The 25368-nt window shown below is 48.9% G+C and carries 26 protein-coding genes; 19 read left to right on the forward strand and 7 right to left on the reverse strand.

From position 1 onward, the window contains the following. Positions 1-32 precede the first annotated feature (32 nt). The 3 genes from A7975_RS17985 to A7975_RS17995 form a co-directional block, all read right to left on the reverse strand. The gene (locus A7975_RS17985; RefSeq protein ID WP_065386036.1) at positions 33-713 is read right to left on the reverse strand and encodes an SDR family NAD(P)-dependent oxidoreductase; all 681 of its coding nucleotides are present in this window, start codon (positions 711-713) and stop codon (positions 33-35) included. 228 nt (positions 714-941) lie between these two features. Continuing rightward, positions 942-1328: a cupredoxin domain-containing protein gene (locus tag A7975_RS17990; RefSeq protein WP_065386390.1), complete on the reverse strand. Its 387-nt coding sequence runs from the start codon at positions 1326-1328 to the stop codon at positions 942-944. Between the two features lie 239 nt (positions 1329-1567). Beyond that, positions 1568-1927, reverse strand: coding sequence for a phage holin family protein (locus A7975_RS17995; RefSeq protein WP_053374634.1), 360 nt, complete (start codon positions 1925-1927; stop codon positions 1568-1570). A gap of 255 nt (positions 1928-2182) precedes the next feature. Here A7975_RS17995 and A7975_RS18000 point away from each other — a divergent pair, with 255 nt between their 5' ends. From A7975_RS18000 to cysK, 5 genes are all read left to right on the forward strand, one after another. Then, positions 2183-4549, forward strand: coding sequence for an endonuclease MutS2 (locus A7975_RS18000; RefSeq protein ID WP_053374635.1), 2367 nt, complete (start codon positions 2183-2185; stop codon positions 4547-4549). Positions 4550-4588: 39 nt separating this feature from the next. Further along, positions 4589-5011: a DUF350 domain-containing protein gene (locus A7975_RS18005; RefSeq protein ID WP_053374636.1), complete on the forward strand. Its 423-nt coding sequence runs from the start codon at positions 4589-4591 to the stop codon at positions 5009-5011. A gap of 110 nt (positions 5012-5121) precedes the next feature. After that, positions 5122-5742 (forward strand): hypothetical protein, encoded by a 621-nt coding sequence (locus A7975_RS18010; RefSeq protein ID WP_053374637.1) that lies wholly within the window; start codon positions 5122-5124, stop codon positions 5740-5742. 125 nt (positions 5743-5867) lie between these two features. Continuing rightward, positions 5868-7094 (forward strand): MFS transporter, encoded by a 1227-nt coding sequence (locus A7975_RS18015; RefSeq protein ID WP_255314330.1) that lies wholly within the window; start codon positions 5868-5870, stop codon positions 7092-7094. Positions 7095-7106: 12 nt separating this feature from the next. Then, positions 7107-8024 carry a cysteine synthase A gene (gene cysK / locus A7975_RS18020; protein WP_065386037.1) on the forward strand — a complete coding sequence of 306 codons (918 nt, stop codon included), beginning with the start codon at positions 7107-7109 and terminating at the stop codon, positions 8022-8024. An 18-nt stretch (positions 8025-8042) separates the two neighbouring features. Here cysK and A7975_RS18025 read toward each other — a convergent pair whose 3' ends face one another. Together A7975_RS18025 and A7975_RS18030 are read right to left on the reverse strand one after the other, a co-directional pair. Then, entirely contained in the window at positions 8043-9113 is a 1071-nt protein-coding gene (locus A7975_RS18025; RefSeq protein ID WP_065386038.1) for a CotH kinase family protein, read from the reverse strand. A gap of 102 nt (positions 9114-9215) precedes the next feature. Further along, positions 9216-9542, reverse strand: a complete 327-nt coding sequence (locus A7975_RS18030; RefSeq protein WP_065386039.1) for a hypothetical protein — start codon at positions 9540-9542, stop codon at positions 9216-9218. Between the two features lie 287 nt (positions 9543-9829). Here A7975_RS18030 and A7975_RS34250 point away from each other — a divergent pair, with 287 nt between their 5' ends. The 14 genes from A7975_RS34250 to A7975_RS18100 all read left to right on the forward strand — a co-directional run bounded on the left by A7975_RS34250 (position 9830) and on the right by A7975_RS18100 (position 22078). Continuing rightward, on the forward strand, positions 9830-10627 hold the full coding sequence (locus A7975_RS34250; protein WP_065386040.1) for a hypothetical protein: 798 nt from the start codon (positions 9830-9832) through the stop codon (positions 10625-10627). Between the two features lie 77 nt (positions 10628-10704). Continuing rightward, positions 10705-11373: a hypothetical protein gene (locus A7975_RS18040; protein WP_053374642.1), complete on the forward strand. Its 669-nt coding sequence runs from the start codon at positions 10705-10707 to the stop codon at positions 11371-11373. A gap of 136 nt (positions 11374-11509) precedes the next feature. Then, positions 11510-12637, forward strand: a complete 1128-nt coding sequence (locus A7975_RS18045; protein ID WP_065386041.1) for a GerAB/ArcD/ProY family transporter — start codon at positions 11510-11512, stop codon at positions 12635-12637. Then, positions 12634-14100, forward strand: coding sequence for a spore germination protein (locus A7975_RS18050; protein ID WP_065386042.1), 1467 nt, complete (start codon positions 12634-12636; stop codon positions 14098-14100). Before A7975_RS18045 ends, A7975_RS18050 begins: the two co-directional genes overlap by 4 nt. After that, complete coding sequence (locus A7975_RS18055) at positions 14097-15275, forward strand: Ger(x)C family spore germination protein (protein WP_065386043.1); 1179 nt, start codon at positions 14097-14099, stop codon at positions 15273-15275. Before A7975_RS18050 ends, A7975_RS18055 begins: the two co-directional genes overlap by 4 nt. Before the next feature lie 88 nt (positions 15276-15363). Beyond that, positions 15364-15588 (forward strand): hypothetical protein, encoded by a 225-nt coding sequence (locus A7975_RS18060; protein WP_082198289.1) that lies wholly within the window; start codon positions 15364-15366, stop codon positions 15586-15588. A 43-nt stretch (positions 15589-15631) separates the two neighbouring features. After that, on the forward strand, positions 15632-16033 hold the full coding sequence (locus tag A7975_RS18065) for a spore coat protein (RefSeq protein ID WP_053374646.1): 402 nt from the start codon (positions 15632-15634) through the stop codon (positions 16031-16033). A gap of 137 nt (positions 16034-16170) precedes the next feature. Further along, positions 16171-16662, forward strand: a complete 492-nt coding sequence (locus A7975_RS18070) for an Lrp/AsnC family transcriptional regulator (RefSeq protein ID WP_053374647.1) — start codon at positions 16171-16173, stop codon at positions 16660-16662. 16 nt (positions 16663-16678) lie between these two features. Continuing rightward, positions 16679-17899 carry an aminotransferase class I/II-fold pyridoxal phosphate-dependent enzyme gene (locus A7975_RS18075; RefSeq protein WP_053374648.1) on the forward strand — a complete coding sequence of 407 codons (1221 nt, stop codon included), beginning with the start codon at positions 16679-16681 and terminating at the stop codon, positions 17897-17899. Positions 17900-18005: 106 nt separating this feature from the next. Then, on the forward strand, positions 18006-18578 hold the full coding sequence (locus A7975_RS18080) for a cob(I)yrinic acid a,c-diamide adenosyltransferase (protein ID WP_065386044.1): 573 nt from the start codon (positions 18006-18008) through the stop codon (positions 18576-18578). Next, the gene (locus tag A7975_RS18085; RefSeq protein ID WP_065386045.1) at positions 18575-19534 is read left to right on the forward strand and encodes an RluA family pseudouridine synthase; all 960 of its coding nucleotides are present in this window, start codon (positions 18575-18577) and stop codon (positions 19532-19534) included. Before A7975_RS18080 ends, A7975_RS18085 begins: the two co-directional genes overlap by 4 nt. Before the next feature lie 38 nt (positions 19535-19572). After that, complete coding sequence (locus A7975_RS18090; protein ID WP_065386046.1) at positions 19573-19944, forward strand: arsenate reductase family protein; 372 nt, start codon at positions 19573-19575, stop codon at positions 19942-19944. Between the two features lie 18 nt (positions 19945-19962). Next, positions 19963-21174 carry an aminotransferase class I/II-fold pyridoxal phosphate-dependent enzyme gene (locus tag A7975_RS18095; protein WP_065386047.1) on the forward strand — a complete coding sequence of 404 codons (1212 nt, stop codon included), beginning with the start codon at positions 19963-19965 and terminating at the stop codon, positions 21172-21174. Between the two features lie 37 nt (positions 21175-21211). Further along, positions 21212-22078: a 5'-3' exonuclease gene (locus A7975_RS18100; RefSeq protein WP_065386048.1), complete on the forward strand. Its 867-nt coding sequence runs from the start codon at positions 21212-21214 to the stop codon at positions 22076-22078. 55 nt (positions 22079-22133) lie between these two features. Here the strand turns inward: A7975_RS18100 and A7975_RS18105 are convergent, their stop codons facing one another. Together A7975_RS18105 and A7975_RS18110 are read right to left on the reverse strand one after the other, a co-directional pair. Further along, positions 22134-23903: an IucA/IucC family protein gene (locus tag A7975_RS18105; protein WP_065386049.1), complete on the reverse strand. Its 1770-nt coding sequence runs from the start codon at positions 23901-23903 to the stop codon at positions 22134-22136. A gap of 21 nt (positions 23904-23924) precedes the next feature. Beyond that, complete coding sequence (locus A7975_RS18110) at positions 23925-25157, reverse strand: MFS transporter (RefSeq protein WP_082198290.1); 1233 nt, start codon at positions 25155-25157, stop codon at positions 23925-23927. Positions 25158-25368 lie beyond the last annotated feature (211 nt).

Here is a 25368-nt window from a genome sequence, read left to right on the forward strand (position 1 = left end):
AACCCCTGTAACGCTTTTTTTCATATATCAGATTAACCATAAGAGACAATCGTACCGGTAGGACCGAGGGCGGATAAGCTGGCTAGCCGTATCAGATCAGGGGTCACGATGGCGGGATCTTTGCCTGTTGCATGCATTTCGGTTCGAAGCGTACCTGGATTGTATAGGTTAACGAGAATGCCGTGCTCATGCTCTTCATCTGCGAGCGTGCGCGTTAATGATTCAAGTCCGGCTTTAGCTGCGCTGTATGCTGCGTAACCGCCTGCTCCGTTCCAAGAAAGACCGGAGGTTATATTGATAATTCGTCCGTACTTTGCTTTGCGCATAGCCGGCAGTGCAGCCTTTGTCAGCAGAAACGGTCCCGTTAAGTTGATAGCGATTTGATTTTGCCACTCGTCAGACGATAATTCATGTACAGTTCCTTGCTCAAGTACGGCTGCATTGTTCAAAATAATATCGATATGGCCAAAATGCGCGGTTGCAGCAGAGACCGCTTCCTGTACCTGCTGATCGTCAGATACGTCCGTTTGCAGCACGAGGGCGGTTTTGCCCGTCTTCTCTTGCACGACTAATGCCGTTTCTTCAAGCTTCGCCAGACGTCTTCCCAGCAGGACGACTTCCGCGCCTTCGGCAGCAAAAGAAATGGCTGCTGCGCGGCCCAATCCTGTTCCAGCACCACTAATAATGGCGACCCGATTTTGCAGTGCTCCCATCACCATTCCTCCATTCGCAGTTTGTATTGTGAATATCTTATCAGAGGCTGGGCGGCAGTGGAAGAGGCTGAGCGATTAGAGTTTTTTTGTTAATCCCAAAGTAATGATTATATAAGCGAATGGAAAAAAAGACAGAGCTGCTTATAAAAATAGACCGGAAAAACAAAAAAAAGCTGCTCCGAAGGTTTGTGTAAACCAACGGAGCAGCCTTTATTTTGCAACTATTATTTACTCAACGACTAACGTCGTTTTCATTTCTCTGTGGCCTGCGCCGCAAGGAATATTGCACACCATTTCATAAGTACCCGGCTCGCTGATGTTTACTGCAACGCTTTTGCCTGTTTTAATCTCATAGTCGGTTTTTTTGATAAGCGCGCTGTGCATGCCGTCTACGGAATCCAGCTTAAGATTAACGGTTTCGCCAGCTTTGATTTTATATTCCTTCTGGTCGAACTTCCAGTTAGATGCTGTTATTACAAGGTCGGACGATGCTGCGCCGCTGTCTGCGACAGTGGTGTTTGCTTCCTTATTCTCTTCTTTGGTGTTGCTCGCGCCGCATGCGGCGATAACGAATACAAGACACATTGCGCTTGCAAATAGCAGCCATTTTTTCATTTGTATAGCTTCCCCTTTCGATTGTCCAGCTTTTTCATTTCGGTTTGCTTTATCCATTGTACTCCAACTTGGCACTGAATGCAGTGACAGTGATATGACAAACTCATGAAGAACATGTGAAAAGTCTATATAGATCCGCTATCAAAATGGAATGCCGTATAAGCGCACAAGCCCTTGACCGCCGTTGCATGGCAATCAAAGGCTTGTGCGTTTGTACGGCCGGATTTAGAGGTTTTCAGCTAGTCGTGGCTTCGTCTGCCAGCTTCATATGGCGTGCTGACTGGGATGAACAGGTCGATAATCCCAATTACGAGCGCGGCCAGTATGGCGCCGAGCAGCGTTACGGATACGCCTCCGACGATAAATTGAGCGATCCAGATGACGGCTGCGCTGGCGATAAAGCCGACGATACCGCGTCCGAAAGGTGTAACTCTTTTGCCAAAGATGCCTTCAATGATCCAGCCGAGCGCAGCGATGACAAGAGCGAGGAAGAATGCGCTCCAAAACCCGCCAACGCTAAACTGAGGAACGATGAACCCGACAAGCATAAGCACTAGCGCGGCTACAATAAACCGAACAACATGGCCCAAAAATGTCATTGAGATACCCTCCTAAAGTTTTGCGAATTGAAACTGCAGTGCATGCAATTTCTTTTCTTTTTTGCGGCTAGAGGCCGCATTAAACCAAATCAGAAGCACTTACCTCGGTGGTACAATGCAAAAGTTACGTCGAAAAACAGCTCTTTCGTTTATATTGTGACCAATTGAGCATCATTTATGTATGAAACCACGGTTCAGCCCGTGCATGAAAGTCCCGGTTCGGCTATAATAGGAAGGCGAGAGGAGTGTTATTTGTTGGACACTAAAATACTGAAGACACTTGAATATCCCAAAATCATACATAGATTATCACAGCATGCGGCAACATCGCTTGGCAAAGCAGCAGCGGAGTCGCTTCAGCCCGTATCCGACTTGGAAGCGGTTAAGCGGATTTTGCAGGCGACCGATGAAGCTTATACGGCTGACCGTCTTAAGGGAAGCGCGCCGTTTGGCGGCGTTGTCGATATTTCGGCACCGCTTCACCGTGCCCGTATCGGCGGTACGCTTAATCCGGCGGAGCTGCTTGATATAGCGGCAACTGCACGAGGCGGCCGCCGTGTGAAAAAGCATATCAGCCTATTGCATGAAGATAATCCGATTCCGATGCTGCATGAGGTCGCGGATCAAATTAGCGAGCATAAGCAGCTTGAGGATGCGATTTTTGAATGCATCGACGATCAGGCAGAGGTGATGGACAGCGCCAGCGCAGCTTTAGGCTCCATTAGGCGGGAACTTCGGAACGGGGAATCGCGTATACGTGAGAAGATGGATCAAATGATCCGTTCTTCAACGGTACAAAAAATGCTGCAGGATTCCATCGTTACGCTGCGCAACGACCGGTACGTTATCCCCGTTAAGCAGGAATACCGCTCTCACTTTGGCGGGATTGTGCATGACCAATCGGGATCTGGCGCAACGCTGTTCATTGAGCCGGAAGCTATCGTCGCCATGAATAACAAGCTTCGTGAGCTGAAGGCGGGCGAGCTGCGGGAAATCGAGAAAATATTGCAGAAGCTCACCGCGCTCACTTCGGACTATGTGGAAGATCTTATTTTCAACTTGGATTTGCTTGGCCAAATCGACTTTGCTTATGCCAAGGCGCGCCTTGCTCATAGCATGAAGGCGACGCTGCCGCGCATGAACGACCGCGGCTTCCTAAAGCTGAAGCGCGGCCGTCATCCGCTCATTGCGCCGGAGCAAGTTGTGCCTATTGATGTGGAACTCGGCAATCAATATACCGCCATTATCGTAACAGGACCGAACACAGGCGGCAAGACGGTCTCTTTAAAAACGATCGGATTGCTCAGCCTAATGGCGATGTCGGGCTTATTTGTACCGGCTGAGGATGGAAGCCAGCTTTGCGTGTTTGACGCGATCTATGCCGACATCGGCGATGAGCAAAGTATAGAACAAAGCCTTAGTACATTTTCCAGCCATCTCAAAAACATTATTCGCATATTGAGCTCGATGACGTCGAAAAGCTTAGTGCTGCTCGATGAGCTTGGCGCGGGAACGGACCCGGCAGAAGGCTCGGCGCTGGCTATTGCGATATTGGAGCATGTGCATGCAATGGACAGCCGAATTGTAGCTACTACGCATTACAGCGAGCTAAAGGCATATGCTTATAATCGCAAGGGTGTTATTAATGCGAGCATGGAGTTCGATGTCGCTACATTAAGCCCGACTTACCGGCTGCTAGTGGGTGTTCCAGGACGAAGCAACGCCTTTGCCATCGCTGAGCGCCTTGGTCTTGCCCGTTCGATTATCGAGCATGCAAGAGGCGAAGTTAGCGAAGAGGACCAACGGGTAGAAAATATGATTGCCTCGCTCGAGGAAAATCGTCTCGGCGCTGAAACCGAACGCCAGACTGCGGAGTCGCTCCGCCGCGAGATGGAGACGCTAAGAGCCCGCCATGAAGCGGAACGTTTGCGGTTTGAGGAACAGAAGGAAAAGCTGATGCTTAAAGCGCAGGAAGAAGCGCGTGAAGCCGTTGCGAAGGCAAAGCGGGAGGCGGAGCAAATTATCGCCGACCTGCGGAAACTTGCGATGGAAGAAGGAGCCTCAGTCAAGGAGCATAAGCTCATCGAAGCACGCCGCAAGCTTGATGAAGCGGCTCCTGAGCAGCAAAAAACGAAGCGCGGTGGTTCAAAAACTTCTGCGAAGCCAGCGAAGATCGAAGCTGGCGATGAAGTAACGGTATACAGCTTGAATCAGAAGGGCACTGTCGTAGAGGTTCATGGTTCTGATGCTACCGTGCAGCTTGGCATAATGAAAATGAAGGTCGCGCTGGATGATTTGGAGCTGCTTAAATCAAATGGAGCGACAAAAGTGCAGCAACCGAAGCTTGCGGCCAGCTTAAAGCGCTCGAAAGATGACAACTTCAAAATGGAGCTTGACCTGCGCGGGGAGAATCTGGAAGAGGCGATTCTTGAGGTTGACCGCTTCCTTGACGAGGCTTTCTTGTCTGGTCTTGCTCAAGTGGCGATCATACACGGTAAAGGCACAGGCGTTCTTCGAACAGGCATACAGCAATATTTGCGCAGGCATAGCCATGTCAAGAGCTATCGTCTTGGCAACTACGGCGAGGGCGGCGTAGGCGTTACCGTTGCTGAGTTGAAATAAAGCACATAAGGAAGACCTGATGGGGGAGGGGAGCTTTGATTGAGTAATGAAGTTGATAACCTGCTAAGCAATCCATACGCAGCTTCGCTTGTTTATGTATCGGTTACGGTGCTGTCTCTCATCGTGTTTTTGTCTTGCTTTGAGCTTGTTACCAGATATAAATGCTGGAGTGAGATCAAGAAGGGGAACCTAGCCGTTGCAATGGCGACTAGCGGTAAAATTTTTGGCATATGCAATATTTTCCGCTTCTCGATTGAGTCTAATGATTCGGTGTATCAAAGCCTTATTTGGGGCGCATTCGGATTTGTCATATTGATGGCCGCTTACTTTTTATTCGAGTTTTTAACGCCTGTATTCCGGATTGACGATGAGATCGCCCGCGATAACCGCGCGGTAGGCCTTATCGCGATGATTATTTCCGTATCTCTTTCCTACGTCATCGGAGCAACGGTCATTATATAACGGAGGAATATATTTTGAAATATTTATGGAGAGTTTTAGTCGTTGTCGCTATTTTGTTTTTTGCATTTGGCGTCGTTTATGTAATGAACCATTAGAGAGGAAGTCAAACGATGGAAGAGCATTTGATCTGTCCGTGGTGTTTAACGGAAATTGTATGGGATGAAGAGATTGGACCGGAGTCGCATTGCCCGCATTGCGATAATGAGCTAAGCGCTTATCGGACGATTGAGCTTGGTTATGATGAGGATGAGGTCGAGGAAGATGAGCATGAACGGTCAGTTCAAGCGCTGAAAATTAATGATGCACGCAGAGCCGCTAAGCAAAATGGCGCATTCGAGCAGGATGAATGGTCAGAGGATGAGGCGGCTGAGGAAGAGGAAGAAGACGATTCGGATGATCCGAATCACAAGCGCTGGCTGGAGCAGGGTGATGGCTACCGCAGTGCTGACAGCGCGCGGTTTGCGGTAGAAGAAACCATCCAGCGTGTGCTTGATGATCAAGACGAGGTGCCGGAATGCCCGGTTTGCCGTTCGTATATGGTGGAGGCTGGCGTGCAGATGGTTGGGGATCAAAATTTCGAATCACGAATTGCGCCATCGCTTGGCGGTCCTGTATTAACGACACCATTCAAGCTTAGTTTGTACGTCTGTCCCGCTTGCTACCACACTTCCTCGATGCTAAGCCTTAGCGATCGAGAGCAAATGATCAAGCGGTTAACGCCGGAAGAGTAATATTCTGCATGGAATAGAAAACGCATGGGCAGCTGTCAAAGAGGGAACCTTACAAAACGAAATTCTGATTTGTGAAGGGTTGGACATGGGAAGCCATGATCTGCCCTGAGGCAGGAGGAATCGTTTTGGCTAAAACATCGGCAAACCCTTTGAATGGACAAGCTGCTCTTTTACTTATTGTTCAGGCGCTTTATGGTGTGGCGAATGCGCTATCTGGGACATTTGTTCCGGTATACCTATGGAAAGCAAGCCAATCGTATATGCTAATTGGCTGGTTCACGCTGGGCCAATATGTCATGAGCGGACTGACGTTTTGGGTCGCAGGCAAGTGGGTGAAAGAGCATAACAAAATGAATAGCCTGCGGGCAGGCATTATTTTGTCCGGCGTCTTTTACTGCACCGTACTGCTGCTTGGCCAACAAGCGAAAGCTTATTACATACCGCTCGGCATTTTGAACGGGATGGCGATGGGCTTTTTTTGGATCGCATTTAACGTTGTCTATTTCGAAGTGACAGACCCGGATAACCGGGACCGTTTTAACGGCTGGGCAGGTTTGCTCGGCTCGGCAGCGGGCATCGTTGCGCCATGGGTATCGGGGCTGCTTATTACGTCGATGCAGGGAGAGAAGGGCTACCGGCTTATTTTCACCATCTCGCTCGTTATATTTTCGGCAAGCGTCGTGCTCAGCTTCTGGTTAAAAAAACGAAAAGTCCAAGGCATCTACAATTGGAAGCATGGCGTGCAGCAGCTGATGCAAAAAGGGAATCCTTGGCGCAGGATGCTGCCCGCAATAGCGGCTCAAGGGGTGCGCGAGGGCGTATTTATGTTTTTGGTTGGCTTAACGGTATACGTGGCCACCCAAAACGAAAGCAAGCTGGGCACCTATTCGCTAATCACGTCCCTTGTAGCTTTAATTAGCTTTTGGATCGTTGGCAAAATGCTTAAAAAAAGCAATCGCAAGCTGGCGATGCTCATTGGCGCCATTATGATTGCGGTCGTTATTTTGCCGCTATTTTGGAAAGTATCTTACGCTACGCTGCTGATGTTTGGCATTGGGACGTCCCTATTTATGCCGCTTTATATTATACCGATGACCTCCAGAGTATTTGATCTCATCGGACAATCCGAGGAAAGCGCGCGGGAGCGGGAGGAATTTATCGTGCTCCGCGAGGCGGGACTCGTCACCGGCAGGGTTATCGGCTTAACGTCGTACTTAATTGTACTGCCGCTGAACCATTCGGCTATTGCGATTACGTGGCTGCTGTTTGCCGTTGGCGTCGTTCCCATAGCGGGCTGGTGGTTTATGAAGCCGTTCTTGGAGGAGCAGCGGCTTTCAGAAACAAAAGGATAAGGAGAACAAGGAATGCCTAGAATCGTATCGGATATTACAGAATTAATCGGAAATACGCCGGTTGTTCGGCTAAATCGCATTCCGGAGGAGGGCAGCGCCGAAGTATGCGTCAAGCTGGAGCGATTTAATCCAAGCGGCAGCGTCAAGGATCGAGCCGCTTTCTCGCTGATTAATGACGCGGAGCAGCGCGGACTGATCAAGCCCGGAGATACCATTATTGAGCCAACAAGCGGTAATACGGGCATTGGGCTTGCCATGAATGCAGCAGCAAGAGGTTATAAAATGATTTTGGTTATGCCGGACAATATGACGGCAGAGCGAATAAAGCTGCTGCAAGCTTACGGAGCAGAGGTCGTGCTGACCCCTGCTGCGGAGCGAATGCCGGGAGCAATCCGCAAAGCAGAAGAGCTTCAATTGCAGCGCCCAGGCAGCTATATTCCGAATCAGTTTGAAAATCAGGCTAATCCGCATATTCATAGAATGACGACTGCATTAGAAATTATGGAGCAAACGGGCGGCAAGCTGGACGCCTTCGTTGCAACGGCAGGCACCGGCGGAACGATAACCGGAACTGGCGAGCGGTTAAAGGAATGGCTTCCGGATTTGTACGTAGCCGTAGTAGAACCACAAGGCTCGCCTGTCTTGTCCGGCGGCCAGCCTGGCCCGCATAAGTTGGTCGGTACTAGCCCTGGTTTTGTTCCGGCTATTCTTAATACCTCCATATATGATGAAATTATTCAAGTATCCGACGAGCATGCGTTAACCACGATGAGAGAGCTGGCGACGAAGGAAGGTCTGCTGCTTGGTCCGTCATCCGGCGCATCGGTATGGGCAGCCATTCAAATCGCAAAACGGCTCGGCGCTGGCAAACGCGTTCTTTGCATCGCGCCGGATACCGGTGAGCGTTACATGAGCATGGATATTTTTTGAGATGCGCACGGGGGGATTTTAATGCCACTCCCGCAGCGATTGATGCAATATTTCTCTTCTCTCTTGAATGTAGTTATGGATGAAGGCTGGCTCCGACAGAAACGTGTCGTAGCTGGCCTTTCTCGTATAATCGCTGCGGATGGCAGGGGATAATTCGACATGCATCTGCGAAATTACGGGCTCAAGCTGCTCGACTGTGAAATCGTTTTGCAGCAGTTTTTTTACGATGGATCGGTATTTACGGCGACAAGCCGGGAACGTAAAGAGCTTTTCGGTCAGCTTGTTATACCCCTGCAATCGTACGAGATCGCTGCCGCAAGGCTTCCCATAACAATTTCTGCCCCAAGTACCCTCATAGTCCCATGGAATTACGCGATACTTCCTGCTAGAGAGATGCTCATACAGCGCATAGTTTTGATCAAAGCCATCATAATTTCCAGTAAGGACGGCACCTGCCAGCCACTTTAAATATTGGTTTACGTCTAGCCGCTTAGCCGTGTGGACACCGAGATTTTTCCCCGACATTCGATTCAAATTGCGCACGAAGGATACGAGTCTGCTCTTCGTCCCTTTCTTCCCTTTCATTAATTCATAACCATCGAACAGTGAAGGCTTCTTATCTTTAGAGATCGGATCGGTTAAGCTGAAATCAGCGCTATCGTTGACTGCGTATAGGAGCGAGCGGTAGCCGATGCCTCTTTTCTCGAAAAAAAGCCGATCGACCGCTTCGATTTCCAAATAAACGCCCTCCGGAACGCCATTAATGATGAGCCAGAAGTGGTTTGTTTCAGGTGATGGAACGCCGATTTTATTAAAAAAGTAAAACGAAAGCGCGTTGCGCATCATGGAGGGATCGTCATATTCGGCGTTCCAATGCAGCGTTTTGCCGCCTTCCAACCGCACTTCGTATGATTTTTTCGAGTAATTGCGCGTATGTCCGCCCCGCAGCCCAAATTCCGCTTTATAGGTTTGTCCGTCCATCTCCAGCTCCGCAGGCTTGAAGTCTCGCCCCCAAGCGTTGCTCTTTATCTCTTGAAGATCAGAAACATTTATGCGTATGGTGCGAGCAGGCAAGGTTTCAGTAGCCATCTAACCATCTCCCGAGGCAAAAGATAAAGCCTACCGATAAACGATAGGCTTTTGATCTTATTTAACTTATTCGGTTGCTACCCAGATGGTCACTGTTATTTGTTAAATGTTGATTTCCCAAACAAAGCTCGCCGGGACGACGTCTCCATCAAACTGAAAGAACGGGACGTCGCGATTGCTGCGGTTTCCATCGGTAACGCTATTACTGCCGGGCCTGCTGCCTTCCGTGCGAATGCCGCTTGTTCGGTTACCGCCTGTTAGACTGCCTTCGGTACGATTACCTACGGTACGATTGCCATCAGAGAGAAGCCCTTCCGAACGATTGCCGCTCGTGCGTTCATTTATCATTCGGTTGCCGTCTGATAAATTCGCATCGCTTTGAATTGCTCTCACTTTTTGCTTTTGCTTGCTCTTCTTATTTTTGGCCAAATCTAATTCCTCCTAAGATGAAGATAATATAATCTATGACAGGAAACTAGTATAGGTAACGGTTACGTGCTCAATCTTTAATAAATAGATAGTAATCTAGTACCACTGGTACACGGTATACATATAAATATATTACATAACGTATCTCATGATAGATGCTATGAATGAAGGTTTGGAGGGGATGAGAAGCCGCACAAACATGATGCTGGTGACAAGGTCAATACGTCGGTTTTGAAAAGATTCAAATCTTGAAACTACTAATTATGAATTATCGGAGGGATTTTTTTATGAATCATTGCTGTAACCATCATTTCGTTGCCGGCCAATTCGCTGGTGAAAACAATTGTCACAAAAGCAACAAGAGCAACAGAAGCGGTAATAACAATCAGAATTTTGTACAAAGCTTAGTCGGTAAAAATGTGAAAATCAATCGCGGCGGCCCGGATTCGCTTGAAGGCAAGCTTATTGCAGTAAGAAGTGATTATCTTGTATTAGGTACTAACCAAGGTGTCGTTTATGTCGCTTCCAGTCACGTTAAAAGTATTACGGAAATGGGTGGCAAAAGCGGTGGCAAAAGCGGCGGCAATGCTAGCGGCGGAATTAACAGAAGCGGACGTCGCAACCAACAAGTGATCAATGCGAACAACTTCAACGGAGTTATTCGTGCATTCAATCAACAATTCGTGCAAATCAACTGGGGCGGCCCTGAGAAAGTAGAAGGCTTTATCGCACAAGCTGGCAATGAATCAATCCTGTTGGTATCCGGTAATCAAGCCATTCAAATCCAGAACGATCATATTAAAACAATTAAATCAGCTGGCACAGGCAATAAATCCGGCGGCAACAAAAACAACAACAAAAACGACAACAAAAACGACAACAAAAACGACAACAAAAACGACAACAAAAACGACAACAAAAACGACAACAAAAATAAAAGCGGCAATAGAAGCGGTAACAGAAGCGGCAACAGAAGCGGCAACAGAAACGGCAACAACAACAACAGAACGCAAGGCAACCGCAGCGGCGGCAGAAATCGTGCCAATGCAGCATCCGTAAAAACAGCTCGCCGTTCCGTGAAGTAAGTCTGCCGATTTGCCAGGCAAAGGTCTTGACCTTTGCCTGGTTCCACTATCTACCCGGATGAAAGGAGGTTGATCGCATGAAAAACCGTCATCCGCTGCTGGACCGGCAGGTTGAATTGGAGATTTCAGGGAAGGTGGCACCGATTCGAGGGAAGTTGATCGAGTTCGGCCAAGATATTTTAGTGCTGCACAACGGAACTCAATTTTTGTATATACCGCTTATCCACCTACAGCAGCTTCGTGTTTCGACGAGAGAAGAAGAAGAAAAGGTTGATATACCTGAATTGCCCTTTGAGCCCTACAATGAGCCAATCTCCTATCGCAAAATACTAATGAACGCCAAGGGCATGTTCTCCGAGATTTATATAACAGGGAATCAGTCCATCCACGGCTATCTGACTACGATTATGAATGATTTTTTTGTTTTCTATTCGCCTGTCTATCATACGGTTATTGTATCTCTCCACCATATGAAATATTTGATCCCCTATAATCCAAACGTAACGCCTTATACGTTAACGCCGGAGCAGTTCCCGCTCAGACCCTCCCCGATTACACTAGCAAGAACCCTCGATCAACAGCTGCGCAAACTAGTCGGTGAATTCGTCGTGCTTGATTTAGGCGAAAATTCGAACAAGATCGGTGTGTTAAAAAGCGTTGATCAAAGCATGATCGAGCTTGCAAATGCAAGCGGAAACGCTGTTTTTTTACACTTTGACCATGTGAAAACCGTGCATATCCCCTAATTTAATCAAGCTGTGCTCTCTGCCTATATATGGCAAGAGCATAGTTTTTTTTTGTAAATAGTGTCGAAAAAAAGAGTAGCAGATGCATGAGATAGATGAATTCGGAAACATTAAGGGGGAAGGAAGTGATTGGTAAATGAAAGTAAAACCATTTGGTATATTGCCTTCGATTATGATGGTCGTTTTGTCAGTGGGGCTTGTAAATCACGTCCTTGTCATCCCGTTATTGTTTGATTCAGCTAAGCGTGATGCTTGGATAAGCGTGCTTATGGGACTTGTTGTCGTGCTGCCCTGGGCACTAATCCCCCAGCTAGGCATATTGAAACGATTGAAGGGCAAGCCTGTCGATCAGTGGTTAAAGGAAATTATGCCGAATTTTTTGGCATGGATCATGATGGGCATTTTTTTGCTTGTGCAATTATTAATTGCCTTTGAAACGCTTATTATGACGGTCTCGTGGACTGCAACAACGTATTTGCCGAATACCCCGTCGATTGTGGTATGCGTCGTTTTTTTGGCGCTTTGCTTGTACGCCTCCATCTCGGGCCTGCGCACCATTGCCTATGTAAGCTGCATACTGCTGCCGATTGTTGTGTTGCTAGGAGATTTCGTCATGTCTGCGAATATGCCGCACAAGGATTACCATTATCTGCTGCCGATGTTTGAGAATTCGCCGTGGTCCATTATAAAAGGCCTATTATATACGCTAACCTCGTCCACTGAGCTGTTTGTGTTTATGTTCATCCAGCACCATGTAAGCGGGAAGTTCAAACGCTGGCCCTTCTTATTTCTTGTTGTGTTCTTATCCATGTTAACGCTAGGCCCTGTAATGGGTTCGATCTCAGAGTTTGGGCCCGTTGAAGCCGATAAAATGCGTTACCCAGCATTTTCGCAATGGCGGCTTGTTTCGATCGGAAAATATTTTGAGCATGTTGATTTTTTTGCGATCTTCCAATGGATGTCGGGGGCGCTTATTCGCCTATCCCTGTGCATTCATATTTTGTCTGAGTTCGGGCCTTTTCGCCATGCGAAAAAAAGATGGATCTCACCGGCAATACTAGGCGTGATCATTTTAGTCGTTTCCTATTTTGGCATCAATCATATGCTTGAGTTTAAAGTTATTTTGGAAAAATTCTTTTTGTATACAGGCGTAGCCATAATGGTGCTTACCAGTATCATTTGGATCGTGTCGCTGTTCCAGAAAAAGCAAGGCAAAAACAATCGATCAGCAATTATCGGCTCCGAGGAGGCAGAGCAGCCATGAATCATAACGATTGGGTTGAGAACGGGCAGCATGATGAAAATGACTGGGGGGACATGCCATTAGAGCAGTTTAGAAACCATGTGAAGGATTGTCATGATGTCATTGAATACAAGATTACGCTTGATATTCATGGCCCGGTGGAAGTCATTATGTTTTATTGCGAAGGGCTGATTGACAATCAACAAATGCAGCTAGGTTTACTGCCGTTATTAGAGAAATGGGCGGAACAGCTGCGCACCTTTCCGGTCATAGAAGGCGAAGAGCATAAGCCAAGCATGTTATTCAGCAGATTGAGATGCGGACATAATGGCAGCAATCTATATGCCAGATTGTTTGCGGGCAGCGTTATTTTATCCTTTGAGAAAATTAAAGGTCTGTTCGAATTTAATATAAGCAGCGAGCCCGGAAGGGCGCCGGATGAGTCGACGATGGAAGTCTCGATCCGCGGACCGCGCGATGGGTTTGTCGAGCAGCTTTCAATGAATGTGGCTTTGGTCCGCAAGCGGTTAAGAACGCCGGATATGCATATCCAATACCAAAGAATCGGCAAAGAATCGATGACGGAGGTTGCCCTTATTTACATGGAAGGGATAGCGAAGCCTGAGCTCGTAGCGGAAGCAAAAAGGCGCCTCGATAATATTGATGTTCCTGCATTGATTGGCGGAAGTCAGTTGGAAGAGCTATTATCGGACCGCCGCTTATCTTTATTACCGCTTGTTGAATATGTCGGTCGGCCTGATTATGTCGTTCAGTCGCTGCTGCAAGGAAAGGTGGCGATTCTAATGGATGATTCCCCTGCAGCCATTATTGCTCCAGGCAATCTATTGCTGCTGATCAAATCGCCTGAGGATGCGCATTTGCCTTATTACTATGTATCGCTGGAAAGGATTCTGAGGCTGATCGGGCTTGTGATGTCTATTTGCTTGCCGGGGCTTTGGATTTCGCTGTCCGCTTTTAATACGGATCAAATTCCGTTTACGCTGCTCGCCACCGTAACGATATCGCGAATTGGGCTGCCCCTTTCGGCTACGATGGAGATGTTTATCATGCTAACGATGTTCGAGCTCTTCCGAGAAGCGGGCGTAAGGCTCCCAAGGGCAGTCGGGCAAACGGTTTCGGTTGTGGGAGGATTAATTGTAGGGGACGCCGCTATCCGTGCGGGCTTGACTTCACCTACGATGCTCGTCATTGCTGCGGTTACAGCGGTGTCTACGTTTACATTGGTTAATCAGTCATTAAGCGGCTCGGTAAGCGTCATTCGCTACCTGGTTCTTATTTTATCCTCTATACTAGGCATCTTTGGATTTTTTGTCGGGACGCTTGCCGTTCTCATTTACATGTGTCAATTAGAATCATTCGGGCGCCCTTACTTAGAGCCGCTTGCACCGCTTCGCTTCAAGCAGCTGATACCGGCGCTTATGCAGATGCCGTGGAAGCTTAGAAGCGATAGGAGGAACAAATGAAGCATGCTGCTGCGCAATCCCGGCGGGTTAAGCTTTGGAAAAAAAGTGCTGCCTTGATTAGTTTGCTAATCAGCACCTTGCTGCTTCAAGGGTGCTGGGATGAAATCAATCTACAGGATGTTAGCTATATTTCGGCTCTTGGCATCGACTTTAAGGATGGGAAATATGAAATCTACGGGCAAACGATAAAGTTTGGTCTCATCGCGAAGACGGAATCGCTGCAGCCGGATCCAAATCCAGTATGGATCGGCAGAGGAACAGGTGATTCTATTTTGCTAGCGTTGAATAATCTCACGAGATCCGGCCAATCGATATTAAGCGTGGATCATTTAAAAACGGTGGTTATACAGGCCAGAGCGCTCGAAAAGATAGATGACATTATGGACGGCTTGAATCGTCAGCGGGCATCGCGGTATACGTCGCTCATTTATGGGACGAAGGATACGATCGAAAAGATTTTTACGACGGATACCTTTTATGACCAATCTCCTCTAAACAGTATCATGTATATGCCGCAGCCTCTTGAAGGCCAAAGGAGCTTTATTCGTCCTTCCTCCTTGCAGGTTGCCGTACAAACGTTGAAGGAGCCAGCGATGGTAACGACGTTCGCTGCTCTGACAGCCAATGATTATCATTGGACAAGGAAAAAGCTGCCGCTGCAAATTCAGATGATTGAGGGAGTATTTGTATTCAAGGAGCTTAAGTATTTAGGTTATCTCTCGGAAGAAGAGGCTTCCGGCCTGCGCTGGATCAATCCAGAATTCAATCATTTTATACTGAAGGCCGAAGGCGAGCATGGAAGCGCGGCTGTTGCGATAAGCAGCTCAAAAAGCAGTATTCAGACGAGCTTCAAAGGGAATTCGCCGAATTTTGTTCTAAAGGTTAAGATGTCTGGCGCTGTTGCTGAATTATTAAAGAACATGAATGAGGACGAGATTGTCGCCTCTATTGAAGCGAAGGTAAAGCAGCAGTTAGAGAGTACGTACCGCAAGGGACTGACGAAGGGCATGGATTTGTTCCGGCTCGAGCATAACTTATATCGATACCACCATGCCTTTTGGAAAAAAGAATGCAAGAGCAAAGAATGGCTGCCGAAGCCGGAGCAGATAAACATAGTGGTAAAATTTAATGTCACTCATTCCGGAAATTTTGGTTTAGATGAAGACGGCACATAAATAAAGGAAAATTAGCTCATAATACGTTTGGCACGAAAAAAATGGAATGGCATGTGCTTACGAACCTAGTTTAAGAGGAGGAAGACCTATGTTGCAGCCAATCACGGCGAAAGAGCTTGAGTACATCGCAGATTCAATGTCCAACGAAGATTTATTAATTAAACAGTGTGCAGCGGTAATCGCTACGGGAACTACACCGGGGATTACGAACCTATGCTCACAAATGCTGCATACCCACCAGCAGCATTATGATTCTTTACTGCACGCTATCTCGCACCATCAGCAATTGGCTCCAACCCAGCCGCAGCAATAAAAGCAATTAGGAGCTTGAAAAAAAGTATAGGAGGGAAATCGTTATGTACCAGCAACAACAAAAGCAATCGATTTTGACTGAGGAAGATTTGGCAGGCACGATTTTAAGCGATTTAAAAAGAGTTGTGCGTGAGTATGCGACTGCGGCAACGGAGTCGACTTGTCCGGATATTCGTCAATTGTTCACGAAATTAACGGACAGCACCTTGGCGCTTCAAGGCCAGCTGTTCCAAGCGATGCAGCAAGCGAATATGTACAATACTTCATCGCCTGCGCTTCGTCAGGAGCTTGATAAGCAAATGAAGGAATACCAGCAAACGAAACAAAAGACGAGCCAGTTTTTGCAGCAAACGCTAGGTCAGCAGCAAACACAATCGATGTATTCGCCGAATGCGCATCAGCAATCCGGCCAGCATCAGCAAAGCAATCAACAATATTACATGTAAACATGCGTAAAAGACCCTTCGGGGTCTTTTTTTATAAGGGATTTGGAGGATTTGCCTTTCACGCTTTGATTGCACGGGATTCAAAAAAGTTGTAAAATATTCTTTATAATCGCAGTCGTACTGGAAGGAGTTATACAATGACCGAATTACAATTGAAAGTGCTCGAACTGCTGCAGGAAGACGCGCGACGGGATGCAGAGCTGATCGCAACGATGCTTGCTGTACCGACAGATGAAGTAAAGCAGGCGATAGCGGATCTTGAGAAAGACCACATTATCGTAAAGTATGCAACAGTCGTGAACTGGAGCAAGATAGATGACGAGAAGGTAACAGCACTTATCGAGGTACAAATTACACCCGAGCGCGGTCGCGGATTCGAAGGAATCGCCGAGCGCATTTATTTATATCCAGAGGTAAAATCCGTTTACTTAATGTCAGGGGCTTACGATCTTTTGGTTGAGGTTGAAGGCAAAAACCTGAAAGAGGTTGCCTCTTTCGTATCCAACACCTTATCGCCGATCGATGCGGTATTATCGACTAAAACATTTTTTATTTTGAAAAAATACAAACAAGACGGCATTATCTTCGAGGAGCATGAAGGTGATCATCGGTTGATGGTTTCGCCGTGAGAAGAGGGTGATGGCAATGATTAAAGAGGACGAAAAACAACCCTCCGCACCTTTGCAGCATCAATCGATGGCTGATTATTTGTCCCCGCTCGTTCGGGGCATTAAACCGTCGGGAATCCGTCGGTTTTTTGATTTGGTCAGCACGCGCAAGGATGTTATTACTCTTGGAGTAGGCGAGCCCGACTTCGTTACGCCATGGCATGTTCGGGAAGCTGCGGTCTACGCGCTTGAAATGGGCAAAACGCAGTATACCTCTAACGCGGGTATGCCTGAGCTGCGCGAAGCGATCGGGCAATATTTGAACGATTCATTTGCCGTGGAGTATAATCCCGCGAATGAAATTTTGGTGACGGTCGGCGGAAGCGAAGCGATCGATCTTGCGCTTCGGGCTTTGATTGCGCCAGGGGATGAGATATTGATTCCTGAGCCTTGTTATATATCCTATTCGCCGATTACGGCGCTTACAGGCGGCAAGCCGGTGGGCATCGAAACCTATGCGAAGGATGCTTTTAAGCTGAAGGCGGAGTCTCTACAAGCGGTTATTACGCCACGGTCTAAAGTACTTATATTATGTTATCCAAGCAATCCGACCGGCGGTACGATGAGCTATGAGGATTGGCTGCCTATTACGAAGCTAGTGGAAGAAAATGATCTCATTGTCATCTCTGATGAAATTTACGCAGAGCTGTCTTATGGCGAGAAGCATGTGAGCTTCGCGGCGATGCCGGGCATGAAGGATCGGACCATTCTCGTCAGCGGCTTCTCGAAAGCATTCGCGATGACCGGCTGGCGGATGGGGTATGCTTGCGGGCATCCTGATCTGATTGCAGCTATGCTGAAAATTCATCAATACACCGTCATGTGCGCGCCGATTATGGCACAATATGCTGCGCTCGAAGCGCTTCAGCACGGACTAGAAGAGAAGAACCGGATGGTCGAAGCCTATAATCAGCGGCGCCGCCTCGTCGTGAAGGGATTCCGGGATATCGGTCTCGATTGCCATGAGCCGCAGGGAGCGTTTTATGCTTTCCCGTCGATCGTGTCGACGGGGCTCACGAGTGAGCAATTCGCGCAGCGGCTGCTTGATGAAGCGAATGTTGCGGCAGTGCCGGGCGATGTATTTGGCCTTGGAGGCGAAGGGCATCTCCGATGCTCATACGCCACTTCCGTTACGAATCTGACTGAAGCGCTAGATCGAATCGGCAACTTTGTCCATCGCTTGAAGCAGCAAGGCTAATCTGGCGCCAATTACTTCACTTTAATGAACAGCAGGTCAGGAGCGCATCCGGCCTGCTGTTTGCATGATTAAGAGCATCTGACAAATAGAGGGGGCCAAAAGGAAGATGAAATTATATACGAGAACCGGAGACAGCGGCCAGACATCCTTGATCGGCGGGCGTGTTCGGAAGGATGACATACGCGTTGAGGCGTATGGGACAATTGACGAATTAAATTGCTTCGTCGGGCAAGCTGCCGCGGATGCCGCAAAGCATGAAGAGCTGGCGGAAATGGCTGATTGGCTCATCGAAATCCAGCAAGAGCTGTTTGACTGCGGATCTGACCTTGCGTACGCCGTAGAGGGAGCTCCTTTGAAAATAACCGCGGAGCCAGCCGAGCGCTTGGAAGGCTGGATCGATCAATATATTGCGGAGGCGCCGGAAATTACGAGATTTATTTTGCCGGGGGGAAGCTCGGTATCCGCGCTGCTCCATGTATGCAGAACGGTTTGCCGCCGCGCGGAACGCCGCGTCGTTACGCTCGCTGCCGAGCATGCGATTAATGCTGACGTGCAAACCTATCTAAACCGTCTGTCCGACTTTTTCTTCGCTGCCGCTAGAGTTGCGAATGCGAAGCTAGGCGTGCCGGATACCGAATATGCAAGAAGCGCGGAAGTGTTTCGGAAGCCAAAAAAATGACGGAAACATTGGAGACGCTCTATTATTCGCCACTCGTGGCGATCGTTTCGGAGGCGGAGCATGGCAAGACGGTCCGGACGGTACTCGAGCGGCAGCTTGGCGTATCGCGCAAGCTGCTGTCGCAGGTAAAGCTGACAGAGCATGGGCTTACCGTTAACGAGGTCCGCGCCTATACGACTGCTCCCGTTGCCGCCGGTGATATTATACGCGTTCGGATGGAGCGGGAAATATCGGAGGATATTTTGCCGCAGCCCATCCCGCTTCAAATTGTGTTTGAGGATGATGATCTTCTTATCCTTAACAAGCCGGCAGGCATGATCGTCCATCCGACGCATGGACATTACACCGGTACATTAGCTAACGGCGTCGTCTATCACTGGCTGCAGAAAGGGGAGCGGGTACGGTTTCGGCCCGTTCACCGGCTGGATGAAGAAACATCAGGCCTAGTCGCGGTCGCCAAAACATCCTATGTGCATCAGCAGCTGTCGGAGCAGATGCAGGCGAACGGTTTTCTAAAGCTGTATCGCGCTTATGTATATGGGAGCCCGGTTCCGGCAGAGGGAACGGTGGATGAACCGATTGACCGGGACCCAGCCCAGCCTCATATCCGAATTGTAACGCCGGAAGGTTATCCGTCGGTTACCCATTATGAGACCATTTCGAGCTTTGAGTCCGCAGGGGGAAACACGCAAGCAGCTGCGGTGCGTTTAAAGCTGGAAACGGGGCGGACGCATCAAATCCGCGTGCATATGAAGCATATCGGATGTCCGTTAATCGGGGATAAAATGTATGGACCGGAGCAAGGTGCTGTAGCGGCATGGGAGACGGTGGCCGGCCGCCAAGCGCTGCATGCCGAGATACTTGGATTTACTCATCCGCTTACGAAGCAATGGATGGAATGGCAGGCGGCTTTGCCGCCGGAGCTTGAGCAATTGGAGCAGGCGCTGTCCGAATAAACAAGAAATGGCATAAGCATAATGGAGGATTTCATGGTATGGTGGAACAAAATCAATTAACGATTATTCAATATCCAAAATGCAGCACCTGCAAGGCAGCGGTTAAATCGCTCAAGAGCAAAGGCAATGACGTTGTATCCCGTGATATTGTGGAAGACACGCCTACTGCAGAAGAACTGAAGGTGCTCGTTGCGAGAAGCGGCTTAGAGCTGAAGAAGTTTTTCAATACGTCAGGCGATGTATATAGAGAGCTTGGCTTGAAGGACAAGCTGGCCGGCATGTCCGAGGATGAGAAATATGCGCTACTGGCATCGAATGGCATGCTGATCAAGCGTCCTATAGTAACCGATGGCAAGAAGGTAACGGTCGGCTATAAGGAAGAGCAATATAATGAAGCTTGGAACAACTAAAAAAGGGTGATTGGACTTATGTCGCAAACCAAATGGAGATCAGACAGGCTCTCGCAGCTTGGCTCTTCCATCTTCGCTGAAGTAGCAGCCTGGAAGCTGGCAGCGGTGGAAAGCGGTCTCGATATTATTGATCTTGGCATCGGCAGCCCGGATCAGCCGCCGTCGCCTGCTGTGCGACAAGCGCTTAGCGATGCGGCGCTGCGCTCCGATATGTACGCCTATCCCGCGACGAGAAGCGGACTGCCCTTTCGGCAGCACGCCGCAGCTTGGATGAAGCATCGCTTTCAGGTAGAACTGGATGCAGCGAGCGAGATCGTAACGCTGCTCGGTTCGCAGGATGGGCTGGCGCATCTTGCCATGGCGCTTTGCGATCCGGGCGACATGGCGCTGCTGCCTGATCCCGGCTATCCCATATACGCTGCATCTTTGGCGCTGGCGGGCGTGGAAGCAAAGCTCATGCCGCTTAGGGAAGAGAACGGGTTTATGCCTGACTTAGACGCTATTCCAGACGCGGATTGGGATCGAGCAACTTTTATTTTACTGAATTATCCTAATAATCCGATATCGACTGTAGCGGACTTAGCGTTTTTTGAGCGGCTTCTGGGGAAGGCACGCCGACATGGCGTATTGGTCGTACATGACTTGGCGTATTCCGAAATGGGATTTGACGGCTGCGAGCCGCCAAGTATTCTCGAGGTGCCGGGCGCAATCGATCAAGCCGTCGAGTTTCATTCCTTATCCAAAAGCTTTAATATGGCAGGCTGCAGGATCGGTTTTTTGGCTGGCAATAAGACGGCGGTTGGCGCTCTTCGCGAGCTGAAGGCGAATATTGACTATGGCGTATTTGATCCTATTCAGGAGGCAGGCATCGTTGCGCTGCAAGAGGCGATTTCAAACGCGGAGCTGCCTAAGGCCGGCAAGCTTTACGAGCAGCGGAGGAATACATTTCTTGAAGCGCTTCGAGTCGAAGGCTGGGATGTAATTGCTCCGAAGGCTACGATGTTTGTATGGGCGAAGCTTCCTCCGATGGAGTGGACATTGGACGAGCCATGGAATTCAAGGCGAATTTCCCAGGAAATGCTTAAGGCGAGTGGAGTAGTCGTCGTTCCGGGCGAGGCTTTCGGCTCTGAAGGCGAGGGTTATGTGCGGATTGCGCTTGTAGAAAGCGAAGAAAGATTGCAGGAAGCAGCCAAACGTATTGGAAAGTTCATACGCGGGGAATACAAGTAACAATGAAAGTCGAAATGCTAGAAAGGGGTTTTAGTTAATGAGTGAACAACGTTTGCTGTTGGTAGACGGTATGGCGATTTTGTTTCGGGCTTATTTCGCTACTTCGTTCGGAGGCAGCGTGCGCAAGACGAGCACAGGCGTACCCGTAAATGCTGTACATGGCTTTGTTCGATACTTTATGGATGCCATCAATACGTTCAATCCAACGCATGTCGCTTGCTGCTGGGATATGGGCAGCACCACTTTCCGTACGGAGCAATATGACGGCTACAAATCGAATCGTCCGGCAGCGCCAGAGGATTTGGTGCCGCAGTTCGACCTTGTGAAAGAGGTTGTCGCCAGCTTCGATGTGCCGAATATCGGCATTGCGGGTTACGAGGCAGATGACTGTATCGGTACGCTCGCTGCCGCGCTTAAGGATCAAGCGCAAATTTTTGTCGTAACGGGTGACCATGATATGCTTCAGCTGGTGGACGACCGGGTTTCGGTTGCCATTATGAAGAAGGGGATCGGCAACTATATGGTGTATACGCCGGAGACGCTGATGGAGGAACGCCAGCTCACGCCGGTTCAAATTATCGACATCAAAGGCCTAATGGGCGACACGGCGGACAATTACCCGGGGGTTAAAGGCATTGGCGAGAAAACGGCTCATAAGCTTATTTTGGAGCATGGTTCCATCGATGGTTTGCTTGCTAATTTAGAGGCGGTGTCCAAAACGATACGGGTAAAAATCGAAGCGGATCTGGATATGCTGCATCTATCACGCGATTTGGCAACCATTCGCTGCGATGTCCCGGTATCGGCTGAGCTTGACGGCTGCTGCTGGGCGTATAAACGCGAAAGCGTGCTGCTGAAGTTTGAAGAGCTGGAATTTAAAAGCTTGATATCGCTTATTAGTTAATTAAAAAAGATCTCCTACTACGGTTAATGCCGTAATCAGGAGATCTTTTTTTTGATTACAATTTGATCGGATTAGGGATGTTTACATACAGAGGCGTTTCTCCCCGCTTAAGAAACCGGCTGAGCAGATTCGCTTTTGCGGGAAGCGTGTCGCTGCTTAACAAATCATCGATAACATTCGACAAATAAAGATTGCCCGAGTCCAGCTTCATTTGCTCCAGCGTTTCATTTACAACGAGCCAGAAGGGCCGCTCCTCCTGACCCGAATATACCGCTAGCCGCTGAATCAGGTGGCAAAGATGGTTGACGAAAAAATAATATTTTAACCGATGGCGTGATTCTGATTCGGAATAAAGGACGGGGCTATTTGCCGTTACTAGTTTGCCGATCCAGCCCTCACGCCTCGCAAAATCGCTGTTCACGCTGATGCCTTCGAGATCTCTCACATAAAAAACAGCCGGCATTCCATTACACAGACTTACCATCGAATTTTGGACATGGGCTTCCAGACTGATTCCCTTCTCCGCGAATAGATGCAAAATGGGTTTCATGGAAATTCGGAGATATTGTCTCAGCCATTCGATCCAGATTAGTTGTCCCGCAGCCATCCCATCACGTGATGCCCGGAACAAAATAGGCTCGTTATGTCCGGGAGGCACCTCCAGCAAAGAAGCGATCACGTAAGGCGCCCGATCTGAATCATTGCAGGCCTCTGGCGCTTCCCGCAAAATCATAGAAAAGCCTGACCGGATTTCCTCGTCCCCCGATTTTTCCTCTCCCGGCATACCAATCGTACGATATCCTTCCTCCAGCAAAATCTTGAACTGCTCATTCGTGTAAGCCGATCTGACCTCATTGACTACTTTCGCGGCATCAAGCGTGCGCAGCAGCTGCTCATAGGTATTTTCCCGAACGAAGTTGGTAATCCGGATATGAAGCGAAAGCTTGTAAAAGCAGCTTTGACCCGGATCCCATACGGTTCGAACCGATGAGGTCGGATAAACGAGCGGGCCAGTAAGCCCCAGATCTACAAGGGTGTTGTTTTGGATCATTTCTTTCACCCGCTCAAGCGATAGCAAATATTTCGCCTGCCAGGGATGACAAGGTATAAGAGCATAGCGCTCGTAATCGTCCGAAAGCTTGTTTTTTGCAGCCGCTATCATCTCCTTCGGAATCCAGTCAACCTGAGTACCGCTTGTTTGCAGCCAGTCCTCCACCACATATTCCAGCGCTACAGCAAAGCCATGAAGGGAGAAAGCGGCGCCGTACTCCGGTGAATACGTTTGTGCATCCACCGCGGTGAATCCCTCTATGCTCTTTGGCGTAGGGTGAAAAGGGTGCCCGCTTAGCAAAGACTGCTCGCAAGTACGGAAATCAAGCGGCGCAGCGGGTTGATCAGCAGCATAGCGAAAGTAACTCTCCATACGCCGCGTGCTGTTTAGGAGCTGCTCCTCCAGCTCTTGCTTCTTCAATTGCCGAGAGACTGGTTCTGGCTCTGCATAAGAAACTTCATCGAGCAGCAGCGTGATGAGTTTTTTTGCGGTTAGCTCCTGCCATTGCCCGTTTTCTTCGGTATAAAAAACGTCGCCGTAAACGTGATGCCCGCCGTCTGATAAATGCAGCAAGTTACCGTATATTGTCTGCTGCAATTGCGGGAGCGAGACGACCAAGGTGAGGTCGGGCCGTTCAGGATTGCTGTACGTTGGTATATGCTGATCAGTCTCGCGAAGATAGGTATTCAATAGGCGGCTTATGCTTTCTGTTTGCGATAATGCCGCGGAGCTTTCTAGCGCTGACAGCTCTTTGGTTGGCGTGAGCGGAATCATACTCAGGCTCCCTTCGATTGGTTATTTAGATGGCAGTTGAACTTTTGGCTGCTTCGCTTGCATTGGCAGCTGCCAGAGCAGCAGCGATGCCGCAGTCATGACGCCTCCCATGACGAGAAAAACGGATGGCAGCCCGATTTGGGCAGCAATAAATACACCGATAGACGGGCCTGATATTTGGCCGATCATCAGCAGGCTGTTCGTAGCGCCGACCCGCACTCCGCGATCATGGGCGGAGGAGGATCGTAAGACGCTAAGCATGACGGTTTGCAGCAGGGCGCTATAAAAGAACCCTTGGAAAAAACGGACAAACAACAGCCAAGCTATCCCAAATGGCATCGTTTGAGCAGCTAAGCAGATGGCGCATAATACACCGGCCATGATGAGATTGCGCTCGAGACGGCTGCGATCATTTCTTTTGCCCCACCATGGAGCGCCGATCAATTCCCCTAGCGAGGACACGGCAAGCAGGATGCCGACAGTCGCTGCGGCACTGGCGGGAGAGTGGAACATCTCGCGAATAAATGGGGTGAAAATCGCGAATATGGAAAAATCAGCTAGCTTAAACAAGATCCCTGCTGCGACAAAGCGTCTGACAACGGGCTGTCGGAACAAGGAAAGAAAAGCGTTAATAACGCCGCTGCTCTTGGCATCCGCATCCGCTTTCACAGTCTTCTCTTCGCCCTTGTCGGATAATACGAATGCGGAAAGCAGGCCAAGCAGTCCGGTCAAGGCGGCGGTAATAAACAGCAAGGGGCGGCTTCCCCAGGTGCTGACGCATAAGCTTCCAAGCAATGGCCCTAGGAGCAGCCCCAATGCGGATGCGCGTTCCAAGCGGCCAAGTGCAAGTCCCTGTTCCGTGCGAGGGGCGTGGCTGCCGATAAAGGCGCTGCTTGCATCCGATATGCCGCCGAAAGCGCCTTGGCATAAGCGAAACAGAAAAAATTGCAAAGGGGTTTGCGCCACCGCCATTAAACACATGCTCATTGCGAGACCGAGCAACGCTCGGACGACCATCCATTTCCGGCTCCAGCGATCGCCAAGCTTTCCCCAGAAGGGGGTGAGCAAAGCGTAGGATACAGCTGGCGCGGAAAGGGCAAGACCTGTCCAAAGAAGGACATTCTCTGGGCTATTCTCGCCTAGATTTTCCAAGTAGTAAGGGATGAATGGACTGATCCCCGTCAATCCCATACTCGTTAAAAAACGGCCTCCCCATAAAATTCTGGCATTCTTTCTCCATGACGGTTGTTGCATGAACGTAAACACACCTGCCTTATTCCGATGGGGGATATGGTTTGCGAATCCAGACTATCAAGAATAATAATCATTGTCAATTAGAAAACATTAAAAATTATCCATGGAAAATTTTATGTTGACATGCACAAAAAGGGATATCATAATGGGCATGTGTTTGTGATGAAAATAATAATCATTATCACTTACGCGAAAATAAGCGATAAAAACC

This window comes from Bacillus sp. FJAT-26390, from assembly GCF_001682865.1.
Lineage (GTDB): Bacteria > Bacillota > Bacilli > Paenibacillales > Paenibacillaceae > Pristimantibacillus.